Annotated in this window: 14 protein-coding genes and 1 pseudogene; 10 read left to right on the top strand and 5 right to left on the bottom strand. The window is 69.6% G+C overall.

Annotated elements, in window-relative coordinates; translation table 11 throughout:
* Genes BSB02_RS15905 through BSB02_RS15895 form a run of 3 tightly spaced genes read left to right on the top strand, consistent with a single transcriptional unit; the run spans position 1 to position 2,728 of the window.
* Positions 1 to 645 (top strand): response regulator transcription factor, encoded by a 645-nt coding sequence (locus BSB02_RS15905; protein ID WP_084959608.1) that lies wholly within the window; start codon positions 1 to 3, stop codon positions 643 to 645.
* A complete protein-coding gene (locus BSB02_RS15900) occupies positions 642 to 1,754 on the top strand; it encodes a sensor histidine kinase (protein ID WP_084959606.1) in 1,113 nt (370 codons plus the stop codon). The genes BSB02_RS15905 and BSB02_RS15900 overlap by 4 nt, the downstream gene beginning before the upstream one ends.
* 11 nt (positions 1,755 to 1,765) lie before the next feature.
* Positions 1,766 to 2,728, top strand: coding sequence for a phosphotransferase family protein (locus BSB02_RS15895; RefSeq protein WP_084959604.1), 963 nt, complete (start codon positions 1,766 to 1,768; stop codon positions 2,726 to 2,728).
* Between the two features lie 4 nt (positions 2,729 to 2,732).
* Here the strand turns inward: BSB02_RS15895 and BSB02_RS15890 are convergent, their stop codons facing one another.
* The gene (locus tag BSB02_RS15890; protein WP_240506447.1) at positions 2,733 to 3,155 is read right to left on the bottom strand and encodes a MarR family winged helix-turn-helix transcriptional regulator; all 423 of its coding nucleotides are present in this window, start codon (positions 3,153 to 3,155) and stop codon (positions 2,733 to 2,735) included.
* A gap of 83 nt (positions 3,156 to 3,238) precedes the next feature.
* On the opposite strand from BSB02_RS15890, the gene BSB02_RS15885 reads away from it, so the two are divergent.
* Together BSB02_RS15885 and BSB02_RS15880 are read left to right on the top strand one after the other, a co-directional pair.
* Entirely contained in the window at positions 3,239 to 3,886 is a 648-nt protein-coding gene (locus tag BSB02_RS15885; RefSeq protein ID WP_084959600.1) for a maleylpyruvate isomerase family mycothiol-dependent enzyme, read from the top strand.
* Between the two features lie 108 nt (positions 3,887 to 3,994).
* Entirely contained in the window at positions 3,995 to 4,510 is a 516-nt protein-coding gene (locus tag BSB02_RS15880; RefSeq protein WP_084959598.1) for a hypothetical protein, read from the top strand.
* 34 nt (positions 4,511 to 4,544) lie between these two features.
* Here BSB02_RS15880 and BSB02_RS15875 read toward each other — a convergent pair.
* Positions 4,545 to 4,955, bottom strand: a pseudogene (locus BSB02_RS15875) (class I SAM-dependent methyltransferase); the annotation flags it as partial.
* A 41-nt stretch (positions 4,956 to 4,996) separates the two neighbouring features.
* On the opposite strand from BSB02_RS15875, the gene BSB02_RS15870 reads away from it, so the two are divergent.
* Positions 4,997 to 5,377 carry a VOC family protein gene (locus tag BSB02_RS15870; protein WP_084959595.1) on the top strand — a complete coding sequence of 127 codons (381 nt, stop codon included), beginning with the start codon at positions 4,997 to 4,999 and terminating at the stop codon, positions 5,375 to 5,377.
* A 208-nt stretch (positions 5,378 to 5,585) separates the two neighbouring features.
* Here the strand turns inward: BSB02_RS15870 and BSB02_RS15865 are convergent, their stop codons facing one another.
* Positions 5,586 to 6,863 (bottom strand): serine hydrolase domain-containing protein, encoded by a 1,278-nt coding sequence (locus BSB02_RS15865; RefSeq protein WP_084959593.1) that lies wholly within the window; start codon positions 6,861 to 6,863, stop codon positions 5,586 to 5,588.
* A gap of 74 nt (positions 6,864 to 6,937) precedes the next feature.
* On the opposite strand from BSB02_RS15865, the gene BSB02_RS15860 reads away from it, so the two are divergent.
* Complete coding sequence (locus tag BSB02_RS15860; protein WP_084959590.1) at positions 6,938 to 7,462, top strand: PadR family transcriptional regulator; 525 nt, start codon at positions 6,938 to 6,940, stop codon at positions 7,460 to 7,462.
* Between the two features lie 24 nt (positions 7,463 to 7,486).
* Here BSB02_RS15860 and BSB02_RS15855 read toward each other — a convergent pair whose 3' ends face one another.
* A complete protein-coding gene (locus BSB02_RS15855) occupies positions 7,487 to 8,452 on the bottom strand; it encodes a helix-turn-helix transcriptional regulator (RefSeq protein ID WP_084959589.1) in 966 nt (321 codons plus the stop codon).
* Between the two features lie 107 nt (positions 8,453 to 8,559).
* On the opposite strand from BSB02_RS15855, the gene BSB02_RS15850 reads away from it, so the two are divergent.
* Together BSB02_RS15850 and BSB02_RS15845 are read left to right on the top strand one after the other, a co-directional pair.
* Positions 8,560 to 9,204 (top strand): GNAT family N-acetyltransferase, encoded by a 645-nt coding sequence (locus tag BSB02_RS15850; RefSeq protein ID WP_084959587.1) that lies wholly within the window; start codon positions 8,560 to 8,562, stop codon positions 9,202 to 9,204.
* A 92-nt stretch (positions 9,205 to 9,296) separates the two neighbouring features.
* A complete protein-coding gene (locus BSB02_RS15845) occupies positions 9,297 to 10,223 on the top strand; it encodes an aminoglycoside phosphotransferase family protein (RefSeq protein ID WP_084959643.1) in 927 nt (308 codons plus the stop codon).
* Between the two features lie 236 nt (positions 10,224 to 10,459).
* Here the strand turns inward: BSB02_RS15845 and BSB02_RS15840 are convergent, their stop codons facing one another.
* Positions 10,460 to 11,485 (bottom strand): trypsin-like serine peptidase, encoded by a 1,026-nt coding sequence (locus BSB02_RS15840; RefSeq protein ID WP_240506450.1) that lies wholly within the window; start codon positions 11,483 to 11,485, stop codon positions 10,460 to 10,462.
* Positions 11,486 to 13,536: 2,051 nt separating this feature from the next.
* Between BSB02_RS15840 and BSB02_RS41480 the strand changes: the two genes are divergently transcribed.
* A complete protein-coding gene (locus BSB02_RS41480; protein ID WP_206184714.1) occupies positions 13,537 to 13,938 on the top strand; it encodes a hypothetical protein in 402 nt (133 codons plus the stop codon).
* Positions 13,939 to 13,970: the final 32 nt, after the last annotated feature.

Below are 13,970 nucleotides of genomic sequence, written 5' to 3'. Positions count from 1 at the left end.
ATGCGAGTGCTTGTGGTCGAGGACGAGGAGCCGCTGGCGGAGGCCATCGCGCGGGGGCTGCGGCTGCACGCCATGGCCGTCGACGTGGCGTTCGACGGGCGGGAGGCGCTGGAGCTCGCCTCCTACGTGGACTACGACGTCGTGGTCCTCGACCGCGACCTGCCCGAGGTGCACGGCGACGAGGTGGTGCGGGCGCTGCGGCCCGGCGGGCGGGTGCTCATGCTCACCGCCGCCGGGCTGATCCGCGACCGGGTGCACGGGCTCGGCCTGGGCGCCGACGACTACCTGGTCAAGCCGTTCGTGTTCGCCGAGCTGGTGGCCCGCGTCAGGACGCTGGCCAGGCGGACGCCCCGCCGTACCCTCTCCCCGCTGGAGCGCCGCGGGATCGTGCTGGATCCGGCGCGCCGTACCGTCCACAGGGACGGGCGGGAGATCGCGCTCAACCGCAAGGAGTTCGACGTGCTGCGGGAGCTCATGCTGGCGGACGGGGCCCTGGTCAGCGCGGCGGACCTGCGCAGGAAGGTGTGGGACGAGTACGCGGACGCGGCCTCCGGGGTGCTGCGCGTCACCATCGCCTCGCTGCGCAAGAAGCTCGGCCCGCCGGCCGTCGTCGAGAACGAGCCCGGCAAGGGGTACCGGCTGTGAAGCGGCGGCTCACGCTGCTGTTCACGGGACTGTTCTTCCTGGCCGGGTCGGTGCTGCTGTGGGTGGTCTACCTGCTGGTGGCCAGGGCGCTGGAGCGGCAGTTCGTCAAGGTCCTGAGCACCGGTCCCGTTCCCGGGGGCCGGCTGCCCACGCCGGAGAACGCCGACGTGCTGTTCCGGCAGATCGAGGTCGACGTCCAGCACCGCGCCGACTCCGTGTTGCAGGAGGTGCTGCGCTCCTCGCTGATCGTCATGGTCGGGATCGGGCTCATCGCGCTCGTGCTGGGCTACCTCATCGCCGACCGCGCGCTGCGGCCCCTGGAGCGGGTGACCGAGACCGCCGAACGGCTCTCGGAGAGCAACCTCCACGAGCGCATCGCGCTGCGGGGGCCCAAGGACGAGGTCAAGCGCCTGGCCGACACCTTCGACGCCATGCTGGACCGGCTGCACCGCGTCTTCGAGGGGCAGCGCCGCTTCATCGGCAACGCCTCCCACGAGCTGCGCACTCCCCTGGCCGTCAACCGCACGGTGCTGGAGGTGGCCCTGGAGGAGCCCGGCACGTCGGAGGACCTCAAGGCGACGGCGCGGTCGCTGCTGGGCGTCAACGCGCGCTACGAGCGGCTCATCGAGGGGCTGCTGCTGCTCGCCCAGTCCTCCCAGGAGCTCGACGTGCGCAAGCCGGTGTCCCTGGAGGAGGTCGCCCGCATGGCGCTGGAGCAGGTGGCCGTCAAGCGGTCGGTGACCGTCCACAGGGACCTGCGCGACGTCGTCGTCGAGGGGGATCCCCTGCTGCTGGAGCGGCTGGTGTACAACCTCGTCGAGAACGGCGTGAAGTACAACGTCCGCGACGGGCACGTCTGGGTCCGGGTGCGCGAGCCGGGCGTGGTCGAGGTGGAGAACACCGGGCCCGTGGTGCCGGCCTACGAGGTGGAGGACCTGTTCGAGCCGTTCCGGCGGCTGCACGGCGACCGGGTGCGCTCGGCCACCGGCGCGGGGCTCGGGCTGTCGATCGTGCGGGCCATCGTCGACGCGCACGGCGGCACGGTCGCCGCACGGCCGCGCCCCGACGGCGGGCTGGCGGTCACCGTGCTGCTGCCGGAACCGCCCTAGACTGGCCGATCGTGGAGTTCCGTCCGATCGAGCGCCCGCCCGGCGCCTTCCAGCAGCCGGTGACCGAGCCGCAGCTCGTCGAGATGTGCAGGCGGGCGTTCGGGCAGCGGACCGGCGTGGTGTCGGCGGTCGAGCTCGGCAACGGCCTGTACAACACGACGTACCTGGTGGACCTGGGGTCGTTCCGCTCGATCCTGCGGGTCGCGCCCTGCTCCGGCAGGCAGTTCGCGAGCGAGCGCGGGCTCATGCGCAACGAGCACGCGGCCGTGCCGTACTTCGCGCCCATCGCCTCCTTGCTGCCGCGCACGCTGGCCATCGACTTCACGCACGAGATCGTCGAACGCGACTACATGTTCCAGTCCGTGCTGGAGGGCGTCCCGGCCCCCGACGGCCTGCCGGCCTATCCCCGCTCGGCCTGGGACGGCTTCTACCGGCAGCTGGGCGAGATCGCGCGCACCGTGCACTCGGTGCGCGGCGAGCGCTTCGGGCCGGTGGCCGGGCCGGGCTTCCCGTCGTGGAGCGCGGCCGTCATCGCGGCGCTGGACGAGATCGCGGACGACCTGCAGGCCTGCGGGCTGGAGTCGTCGCTGGTGCGCTCGATCGCCACCTGCGCCGTGTCGGACTCGGCGCTGCTGGATGAGATCACGACGCCGCGGCTGCTCCACGGGGACCTGTGGACCGTCAACGTGATGATCGCTTCCGGTACGGCGGAGCCGACGATCACCGGGGTGTTCGACTGCGACCGGGCGCTGTGGGGCGATCCGGCGGCCGACTGGACCATCTTCCTGGCCTCGCGCAAGCCACGCGCGGCCTTCTGGGAGGGGTACGGCCCGCAGCCGGACTCGCGGCGGTCGCTGTACTACCGGGCCCGGCACGTGGCGTCGATCATCCTGGAGCGGCATCGGCTGGGGAACGCCGACCTGGGCGAGGCCTACCGGATGCTGAGAGAGGTGCTGGCCGAGCTGGAGGCGTGAGCCCTCAGCGGTAGGGGTCGGTGATCTCACGGAGCTTGGTGAGGATGCGGCGCAGGTGGTCCGCGTCGCGCTTGCCGAGGTGGCGCGTCCACTCGGCCTCGACCTCGGCCTCGGCCTTCCTGGCGACCTCGACCGCCGCCCTGCCGCGCGGCGCGATGCGTACGAGCCGGGCCCGCGCGTCGCCCGGATCGGGCACCCGCTCGACGTAGCCCGCCCGCTCCAGCTGGTCGACCAGGAACGTCGCCGTCTGCTTGCTCACCCGCGCCTGCTCGGCCAGGTCCGTCACCCGCGTGCCGTCCGGCCCGATGCGCTGGAACACCCGGCTCTGGGCCAGCGTGATGTCGTCGAACCCCGCCTTGACGACGGCCTCCATGACCCTGGCCTCCATGGCGCGGGCGGGGATGAAGCACAGCATGCCGAGATTCACGAGACCTCTTGACTTTAGACAGATTATCGAACCATTATTGTTCCATTCTCGTACTAGTTTAGCCCCGGCGGCAGGAGCGCGCGATGGACGGCGACGAGGTCTGGCAAGCCATCGACCGGGAGCGGGCCGGCCTCGCCGACTTCCTGGACGACCTTTCCGAGCGCGAGTGGGAGACCCCGTCGCTGTGCGACGGCTGGCGGGTGCGCGAGGTCGCGGCCCACCTGACCCTCGCCCACACCGGGCCGGGCCGCGCCCTCCTCGACCTCGTCCGGGCCCGCGGGAGCTTCGACCGCATGATCCGCGACACGGCCGTCCGTCAGGCGCGGCTCCCGGTCGACGGCTACAGCGGCCTGCTGCGCGCCATGATCGGGTCCCGCAGGACGGCGCCCTTCGTCACGCCCATGGAGCCCCTTCTCGACGCCCTCGTCCACGGGCAGGACATGGCGATCCCGCTGGGCCGCGAGCGCCCGATGCCGGTGCGGGCGGCGGCGGCCTGCGCGGACCGCGTGTGGACGATGGGCTGGCCGTTCCGGGCGCGGCGCAGGCTGCGGGGATTCCAGCTCGCCGCGACCGACTGCTCGTGGTCCGCCGGGGAGGGACAGCGGGTGGAGGGTCCCGTCTCGGCGATCCTGCTGCTGCTGACGGGGCGCACCGCCGCGGTGGCGCAGCTGTCCGGCCCGGGCGCGGCCGATCTGCGCAGGCACGTGGGCTTGGCCGTGGGTCAGGCGTAGCGGCGGACACCGCCGGATGCCGAGGCCGGCGCTCACTAGGGTGATGCCGTGACGTCCAAGCCGCCTGGATGGATACTTCTCCTCGGTTTCTCCGCCACGGCTTTAGCCGTGCTCTATTGGGCCAGCGTCCCGTACCCGTACGGCATCGAGATCATGCTCGTCGGTCTCCTCCTCGGCTTCCCGCTGCTGGTGACCTGGCTCGTCCGCCTGGCCCTGGCCGCGGCCGACGGCACGCTCTCCGCTCATCGCCGGCGCTGGTCGCTCCCCTGCCTCATCGTCGCGGGGGTCGTGCTCGCCCTCGTCACCGATGCCCCCTTCCGCTTCCGGTTCACGGTCTCCGAACCGGCCATGGAGGCCTTCGCCAGGACCGTGGCGGTGCGGGAACCGCCTGATGGGTCCTGCCGGTGGCTGGGCCTGTACCGGGTGTGCTGGGCGTGGCCGTACGAGACCTTGGACGGCAGGCGCGTTCCCGGCAGCGCCGTCATGACGTCGCGGGAATGGGCGATAGAGAGCAACACCGGCTTCGTCTGGCTGCCCGAAGGCCGGCCCGAGGGCACCATGGACGACAGCTACCGGCACATCACGGGACACTGGTACGGCTGGCACGGCTGGGACAGCTGGTGACCTCCCGCACCGGGTGGCCGCAGCGGCTGGGATCTCAGGGCGCCGGCCTGCGGGCCAGGACATAGCCGTGCGGGGTCTTCTCCGTGAGCTCGGGCTGCCGCACGACCGTAGCGACGATCTCGAAACCGGCCTCGCGCAGCAACTCGGCGACCTCATCCGGCCGCTGCCGGTACCAGTCGAGGCGGATCGGCACGCCCCATGCCTCGTCGCGATGGTGCCGCTCGTCACCGACCTGGAAGCCGAGCATCAGTTGCCCGCCGGGCGCGAGCACCCGGTGGAACTCGGCGAACAGCCGGGGCCGCAGCTCCCACGGGATGTGGATGATCGAGTAGCCCGCCGAGGCAGGCGTCGGGAAGGTCCATGTCCAGCATCGACCCACCTCGCACCGCAGCTCCGGATAGGCACGGCGAGCCTCGGCGACCATCCCCGGCGACAGGTCGATGCCGAAATGGGAGCGTCCCGGCCCGCGCGGCTAATGTGCGGCCCATGCACCGAAGCCGCGTCTACGCCATCCTGATCGACACGCCCGAAGCCGAGGCCGCCGACGCGGCCGCCTTCTGGTCCGCCGCCCTCGGCGCCCGCGCCGAGCGCCTCCCCTCCGAGCCGCAGTTCACCACGTTGCACGACGCCATCCCCGGCCTGGTCACCGCCGTCCAGGCCGTCGACGACGCGCCCCGCGTCCACCTCGACATCGAAACCGACGACGTCGAGGCGGAGACCGCGCGCCTCATCGGCCTCGGTGCCACGCAGGTGTCGCAGTGGCAGGAGTGCCGTGTGCTGCGCGTGCCCGGCGGGCACCTGGTCTGCGTCCTGCCCGTGGAGAGCGACAAGGAGGTTTTCGAGGCGCAGGCCAAGACCTGGCCGTGACCGGTTGTCTCCCCGGCGGTGGCACGCGGACCGCTTGCCGTACGGCAATCCGCCGGAAACGGCCGCGCTACACGGAGTCGGCGGGCAGTTCGCCACGAAGCAGCCGGACCACCACCGCCGCGCGCTCGGCCTGCTCAAGGGCCGCTCCGAGGACGGGGTGATCGGCGCACCCGCCAGCCGGCACTGCCGTCGGACGCGGGGGACAGGGTCAGGACACGCGCCGCGCGGTCACGGCGTGCCCCGACCACACCATGCTGATCTCCCGCGCGGGCTCGCCGACGAACGTCAGCTCCACCTCCCCCTTCATCCGAGCGAAGTACCGCGTGCGCGACATCGGCCGCAGCTCGGTCTTCGCCAGGCCCTGGACCTCCACCATCAGGCGCTCCCCCTCGGCGGTCACCCGCATTTGCGAGGTGCGCCCCATGAAGCTGCAGGTGTACAGGCCCACATAGGAGTCGAAGACCTCCGGGTCCGCCGGAACGAAGACACGAGCGGTGGGCATCTCGTACGGCTCGCCGAACGCGATCGCCGCCAGGCCCGACTCGATCTCCGCGTACGCGGCGTTCTCGACGTTCGACAGCACGACGATCGTGAGATCGTCGTCGGGATAGGAGGCGGTGACGCTCACGTAGCCGATGGTCCCTCCCGAGCTCTCCACCCTGGCACGGCCGCCGGTTCCCCGCCCGACGGCGAAACCGTAGGCCGGTTCGCCCAGCAGCAGATCGGTGGCGGCCCGGCTCAGCACCGCACACGAGCGCAGACCCCGGCTCCAGCGGAACATGTCTTCGGCGGTCGAGTGCAGGGCGCCGGCCGCGTGCTGGTTGGAGTTGTCCAGGTACGGCGTGCGGATCATCTCTCCGTCCTGCGACATGTAGCCGTCGGCGTGGCCGGGGAGCACGTCGCCGTACCGCCCGAGCCCGCTGCGCTCCATGCCCAGCGGCTCGAGCAGACGCTCGCGGATGTGCTCGCCGTACGGCCGGCCGGAGACACGTTCGATGACCGCACCCAGCAGGACCCAGCCCGAGTTGCTGTAGCTGACGCGCTCCCCGGGCGTGAAGAGGAGCGGGCGGTCTTTGAAGGTGGCGATCAGCTCCTCCGTGGTCCTGGGCAGGCCCATGGTCCGCGTGAAGTCGTCGGTGGTGATGTAGTCGGGAATGCCCGACGTGTTGGTCAGCAGATGGTGCAGCGTGATGCGGCCGCCGTTCAGGTATCCCGCCAGGAAGGCGCTCAGCGGCGTGTCGACCGAGAGGACGCCTTCCTCCTGGAGCCGCAGGATCGCCATCGCGGTGAACGCCTTGGTCTGCGACCCGATCCTGAAGGCCGTCGTGGGGGTGTTGGGCACGCCGTGCTCGTAGCTGGCCATGCCGTACCCCTGGGACAGCAGCACGCGGTCGCCTCTCGCGACCAGCACCGCTCCGCTGAACCGGCCGAGCCTGGTGTACGCCTTCACCAGCGCGGCCATGCGTGATCCGATCCGCCGGAACATGTCGCCTCCCGATACTCAACGTTGACTATCACTATAGTCAACGTTGAGTATTCGCCGTCCAGGGGAGAGTTGCGTTGACCTCCAGCACCCGCATGCTCGTTCTGGGCCTGCTCCAGCAGCGGCCCATGCACGGCTACGAGATCACCCAGCTCGTCGCGGAGAACGAGCTCGACCGCTGGGCCCCCGTCCTGCCCGGGTCGATCTACCACGCGCTCACCACGCTGGAACGCGACGGCCTCGTGCGTGCCGAGGCCGAGGAGCGGACGGGCGACCGGCGGAGAAGGATCTACGCGATCACCCCGGCGGGGCGGACCGAGCTGGAGGGCCTGCTGCTCGACGTGCTCGCCCAGCCGCCGCACGGGCTCCAGTCGGCGCTGCCCCTGGCCCTGGCGTGGATCGAGCTGCTCCCCCGCGAGCGGGTCCTCGCCCGGCTGGCCGTGGCCATGGAACGGCTGACCGCCGCACGGCAGCGCTACCGGCAGGGCAGAGAGCTGAAGTCGGGCCTGTCACCGCTGGCCGAGGCCGTCTTCGACAACGCGGAGGCGATCATCGACGCCGACGAGTGTCTCCTGCGCCGCCTGCTCGACCTGCTGAGCTGACGAAGCAGGCCGCCGTCGGCGAGCTCAGGCAGGCGGGTCCTCGCCTGCCGCCAGCAGCCGCTGCCCGAGGACGCGGGCGGCCTTCCGCAGCTCGGGGCATTCGACGATCCGGTACGGCGCAGGCAGGACCACGAGCTGCTCGGCGTACCACACCGGGTTGCTGGTGCTGCCGGACAGGCGGGTGGTCCGCTCGTCGAGCGGTTCGAGCAGCCCGAGGGCGCGGGGCAGGCAACGTGCCACGACATCGGCGGGCGCGTCGATGACGACCTCGACCTCGTACTCCCATCCGACGGCCAGGTGCTCTTCAAGCATGGCCACCGGGTCGAGGCCGGCGGGCGGGCTGAAGGTCTCCTCCAGCACCTCCACCGCGCGGACCCGGTCGATCCGGTAGGCCCGCCGGGCGTCGGCGGAGTGGGATCGGCACAGCAGGTACCACCGGCCGTGCCGGACCACGACCGCCCACGGGTCGACCTCCATGTCCCACTCCGATCCGGCCTCCGATCGGTAGCCCAGCCGTACCCTCCGGTGGAGGGAGCAGGCCCGCACGAGGGCGGTCGTGGTCTCGGGGTCGGGGCGGGCGGCGGCGCGGTCGGGGGCGGGAGCCGTGGTGCGGCGGATGGCCTCCACCTGGGCGGCCACCGGCTCGGGAAGCGCCCGCACGATCTTGCCGAGCGCGCTGCCGACCGGATCGGCGGCGTCGCCCGCGTCGTGGTGACCGTCGAGCACGGCCATGACCAGGCCGAGAGCCTCGGCGGCGCTGAACATCAAAGGCGGGAGCCGCAGGCCGCGGCCGACGCGATAGCCGCCGTACGGCCCGCGGACCGACTCGACCGGGATGCCGGCGTCGCGGAGCACGCCGACGTACCGCCGGACGGCCCGCTCCGAGACGCCGAGCCTGTCGGCGAGCCGGTCCGCGGTGATGCCCGGGCTGCCCTGGATGAGTTCGAGGGCCAGCAGCGCCCGTGCCGCAGGGCTCCCGTCGTGCTTCACAGCACCTCATAATCCGGATGGAGAACGTCCGGAACGGACCCTAGCATGCGGGGCATGACCAAGGATTCCGTTCCGGGCAGGCTCGCCCAGCCGTACCGGCCGCGGCGATGAAGGCGGCCGCGGAGGGGCCGGTCTCCGCCGAGCAGCTGACCGTCGTCCCCGCCAACGAGGCGTCCTGGGACGACCTCGCCGCGATCTTCGGCAGGGCCGACTATCCGAGCCGCTGCCTGTGCCAGAAGTTCAAGGTCGTCGGCTGGATCTGGCGCGACTCCACGCAGGAGGGGCGGACCGCGATGCTGCGGGCGCAGACCGCCTGCGGCGACCCGGACGCCACGGCCACCAGCGGACTGGTGGCCTACGTCGACGGGGAACCGGCGGGCTGGGTCGCGGTCGAGCCGCGGACCGCCTACCCCAAGCTGCGCACCCTGCGCGTCCCGTGGAGCGGCCGGGAGGAGGACAAGGACGACGACGACGTCTGGGCGGTGACCTGCTTCGTGGTCCGCAGGGGCTACCGCGGTCGCGGCCTCACCTACCACCTCGCGCGGGCCACGATCGGCTTCGCCCGGGAGCGCGGCGCCCGGGCGCTCGAGGCGTATCCGATGATCACCCAGCCGGGCAAGGAGATCACCTGGGGCGAGCTGCACGTGGGCGCCCGCCAGGTCTTCGAGGAGGCCGGGTTCGAGGAGGTCCACCGCCCCACCCTGCGGCGGGTGGTCATGCGGATCGACTTCGGGCCGCCCGGGGCGGGCTGACGGGAGCGTTCGCGATCCGGCCTTCGAGCCTCGCACGGCCGAAATCACGTTGCGGGTGAAGATCGAGATGCGGAACGCTGGTCGGCGTGAAGATGCACGCCGACCAGCTCACGGTGCCGCTTGAGACGGTGCGCGCGCTGGTAGATGAGCAGTTTCCCGAGTGGCGGAGCCTGCCCGTCAGGAGCGTCGCCGCCCACGGGACGGTCAACGCCATCTTCCGCATCGGCGACCGGCTCTCGGCCCGGTTCCCGCTCCAGCCCGCAGAGGTCGACTCGGTACGGCGATCGCTGAAGGCCGAAGCGGAGGCGGCACGCGAGCTGGCAGGCCGTACCCGGTTTCCCACGCCAGAACCGGTCGCGCTCGGCGAGCCCGGGGCGGGCTACCCGCTTCCGTGGTCGGTGCAGACGTGGCTGCCCGGGACCGTGGCCACCGACGAGGACCCGGGCGAATCGGTCGCGTTCGCGCACGACCTGGCCGATCTCATCGGCGACCTGCGCGCCGTCGACACGCGCGGCCGTACGTTCTCCGGCACCGGCCGGGGAGGCGACCTGCGATCCCACGACGCATGGCTGGAGACCTGCTTCCGCCGCAGCGAACACCTCCTGGACGTGCCCCGGCTCCGCCGGATGTGGGCGGCCATGCGGACCCTGCCGCGCACGGCCGCCGACGTGATGACCCACGGTGATCTCATTCCCGGCAACGTGCTCGTGTCCGCAGGCCGGCTGGCCGGAATCCTCGACGTCGGCGGCTTCGGACCGGCCGACCCCGCCCTGGATCTCGTGAGCGCCTGGCACCTGCTCGAAGCGGGGCCGCGGAAGGCGCTCCGCGACCGCCTCGGGTGCGACGACCTCGAGTGGGAGCGCGGCAAGGCGTGGGCCTTCGTGCAGGCGATGGGCCTGGTCTGGTACTACGTGGACGGCAATCCGGCCATGAGCCGCATGGGCCGCCGTACCCTGGAGCGCATCCTGGCGGACGAATCGCCTGGAGGAATCCAGGGGTCAGGTCAGCGCGGGTCGTAGGCCTTCGGCAGCCGCATGCCGCGGCCGGCCATCGACCGCCTGCCACTGACTGGCACTTATCTTGAGGCAGGCAAGCCGAGGCGGATCACCATGAAGACCGCGCACAGCACCGCCCCTGGACCAGGTCGACAAGGCCGAGATGCTCCGCGCCATGCGAGCCGCTGCCGCGGCCGCCTGGGACCGGCGCCGCCGACCCCTGATCTTCGTCGAGCACCGCCTGGAGAAGCCGGGCCCGATCACAGCATCGAGCCGGTCCAGTCCTCCCTGGCGGCGGCGTAGACCGCGGCCAGTTGGCCGTCGAAGTACGGGGAGACGCTCGTGTCGTAGCGCAGGTCGCCGTCGGTGTCGGAGACGCTGATGGTGATGCCGTTGAGATGGCCGCGGCGAGAGCCGCCGTCATAGGAGGCCAGCCAGGATGAGCCGAGGGAGCCCTCACCGGTGAACCGGGAATCGACGCCGATGGGATGGTCCGCGGGCAAGCCGGTGAGCCTCATGGCGAGCGTCGAGCCGCTGGACGATTCGATCGTCTCGCCCGTGTAGGGCTGCTTGCCGTCCGGGTGGGGGCCGGCCGGGTAGCCGAAGACGTCGACCGAGGTGTCCAGCGTCAGGTTGTAGGCCAAACCCTGTCCGCCGACGTTGTCGCCCAGCCTGCCGATGTCGGTCAGCCCACCCGAGGGAGAGGAGACGACGCCGTTGTAGACGTTGACGAAGGCGTAGTCGCGGTCGTAGTCGCTGTACCAGCGGAAATCGTAGTGAGTGAAGGCCTGCTCCCCGACGTAGAGACCCCATGGGGTCGTGCCCGCGGAGTAGCCGGGAACGAAGACCCACTTGTCGAGTGTGATGGCGCTGCTCTGGGTGTCGTACACACAGTGCCCCGCGGTGGCGACCACGTTGCGATAAGTCGACTGCATGGCGGTGCCCGTGCACCAGTGCGGCTGGCCGTCGGCGCCGACGAAGAACACCTTGCCTGAGGTGACGGGCGTTTTGGTGTTCGGTGAACCGGAGACGCTCGGCACCAGGGGCGGGATGTAACCGGGCTTGGTGTCGGCCGGGACGTCGGTGGCCGAAACCCGCTCACCGACGACCGCGGTCTGGACGCTGTACGGCGTGGCGTTCCTCAGGTTGGCCCCGTCGTCTCCAAGCCAGAACGCCGCGACCTGCTGAGCGGCCGCCACATCAGCCACCAGCTTGTCCGCCGCCTCATTGGCGGCCCGAGCCGGTGCGGCCACGAACCCGGAGGTCAGCAGGCCGGCAGCCAACACAACCAAGACACGCTTCATTCATCATCTCCAGGTCTGTTCCTGTGAAGGCGGATTGATCAAGCCATAGGAACAGATGTTCGGTCAAGCTCCACGGCGAGTGATCATGCAGCCGTCCCGAACACTCGACCAAACCCCGGAAGCGCCGTCCACGTGGGCATTGACCGCATGTAACAGCAGGCCCAGGGCTCAAGAGATGTCACTCTGAGTGATCACCACAGGCGCGGCGGCGATAATTCACAGGGAACTGTAAGACGAGTCGGTACAGCCCGCCCGTCCGATATGACGTCTCTGCCGATCATGATCGCGAACAATGTCACGCGTACGCTTTCGCGCCACCCATCATCACGTACACCCCGGAAATCCCGCTTCCCCGAGATCTTCGGGAACCACCGCCGGTATGGCTCGGCCTTTCCGGAGTCGACGTCGATCCGGCAGACACTCGGCCGTAGGAGATCAACGTCTGTTCAAGATCTACAAGTCAGACCATAAGGTAGATCAGAACGATCATTCACCGCGGCGAGGACGGGCGACTCGTTGAAGCGGCGGAGACGTTGCTGTCAGCGCTGCTGTCACCAAACATCAAAAGCCCCGAACGAAGATCCGTTCGGGGCAACACACCTGATGAAGAGCGGTGGTCAGGGGCGGGCTCGAACCGCCGACCTTCCGCTTTTCGGAAGTTGCGATCATCCATCTGAGACACTCCGACCACAGGCCAGATGGCGGCATGCGCCGATCTCCGTGTGGACTGGGTGCCGGACGTTGCCGTCACTGTTGCCGTCACTTCTCGATCAGTCTGCACATGGACGGTCTGAGATGCGAGAGAGATCAAGTACATGCCACGTCTTGTGATTCTGAGTGTTCCAGTACAGAACTGGCTCACCTCCTGGCACCGCCGCTCCCCGGAAGACTTCGGGGATCGCACTATCCTCTCGGAGCCCGCCGATTCGACCTGACCTGTTGGTGCATCGGTCGTAGAGGATCGGCTGTGGAGCTGGATGGGTGTTCGTGAAGCTTCTCTCACCTGCACCATACACATACGGCGGTTCGAACAGACCGAAGCGGTCGTTCATCAGAGCCTCACCGGAAGCCGCGGCGATCTCCCGCCTGCCCGACCCATCTTTGCGCTGAATGACGAGCTTGGTCATCTCGAATCTGCGAGCGGCAACGCCGGCCACACACCATTCAGGCCCACACGAGCTGTCACGGAGCCCCAGCACGGACACGAGCTTGGCTTTCGGACGCACAGGAAGAGGCACGGCAGCCCCACTGTCCAACGACACCCGATATGCCCGGCTGCCACCAGACCAGACTGCGTGATCATCAATAATTGAGAGTTCATCGCTGAACGGGAGCTCACCGTGACCTGTTAGCCAGGCCACCAGCTCCATGGGGCCTCCGGAGCGCGGCATCGTCCACAGTTCCACGTGGCGCTTACCTGAATTCCAAGGTTCCGATCGGTAGACCCCCGCAGTCCACACGATCCGGTTCTCGCTTACCCCGACGCTCATGACTTCAAAGCATGAACCGCATTCAGCCCACTCGGGCGCTGTAGCCAGGACGCGAAATTTCTTTTTTCGTAGATCGTATGAATAGAAGATAGGACGCCACTCGACCGAGGTAATCATGAGCGCCTCATCCTCGCCAAGCATCGCCAGTGGCTGAACCTCCGTTCCCCCCGGCCCCCTTGCGGGCAGAGTTATCATTGCCTCTGGCCACAGGTTGGCCGCCGGCTCCAGCCGAGGAGGTTCCGGAAGGTTTTTCGGGGGCGGAAGCGGCCGTTGATCGGTATCCGCGCCTGCGCACGAAACGGCAAGTGAGACCGCGATTATCAACCCCACAGCGATCCTAGGGTCGCGAACTCGCGTCATATCACACTTGACCGATCACGATGCCACTCCATCGGGGAGTAGCCCTCGGCTTCACCGCTCGGATTGTCTAACCGCATGATCCCGCAGCATATCCTGGGCTTTGTCAGGACTCCAGCCGCACTTCGAGATCCGAGCTGGTCGAAGTCCCGAACATGAGACGGCCACCGCCGAGACCATGGGGTTGTGAAGCTCAAAAGTGATCGGACAGTGGCTGTGCCGTCCGCGGTAGCCCAGGTCGTTTCGACATGTTGGGACGGTCCGCTGGATGAGCTGTCCTCTCAGGTGCTGGCGCCGTACTTCGTGCGGCGCGAGCCGCGATTACGGGCGCGGGCGGCCCTGGAGGGACTGCTGAGCGATCCGGAACGGAAGAACGGCTGGTCGCCCGGCCGAGACGCCGGAGCTGAGCCCCCGCTTGCCGTCAACGAGATCCGTCGCCTCCGCGCTCGTCTTCATCGACCCCAGCACCCTGCCGGGCATTATCTGGTGATCGCGGTCTCGTCGACCTCGGTGATCTTCCAGTCGGTCGTGAAGTGGACCGTGCGCCGGGTGGCGTTCAGCCCTTTCATCCGTTCGGCCAGCTCATGAGTGGCGTCCGCGCCGTCGCGTTCAACGCTGGA

Origin of the sequence: Thermoactinospora rubra (assembly GCF_002093975.1) — a bacterium.
In the GTDB taxonomy this organism is placed as follows: domain Bacteria; phylum Actinomycetota; class Actinomycetes; order Streptosporangiales; family Streptosporangiaceae; genus Nonomuraea; species Nonomuraea rubra_A.
This window is presented reverse-complemented; position numbering and strand designations above follow the sequence as displayed.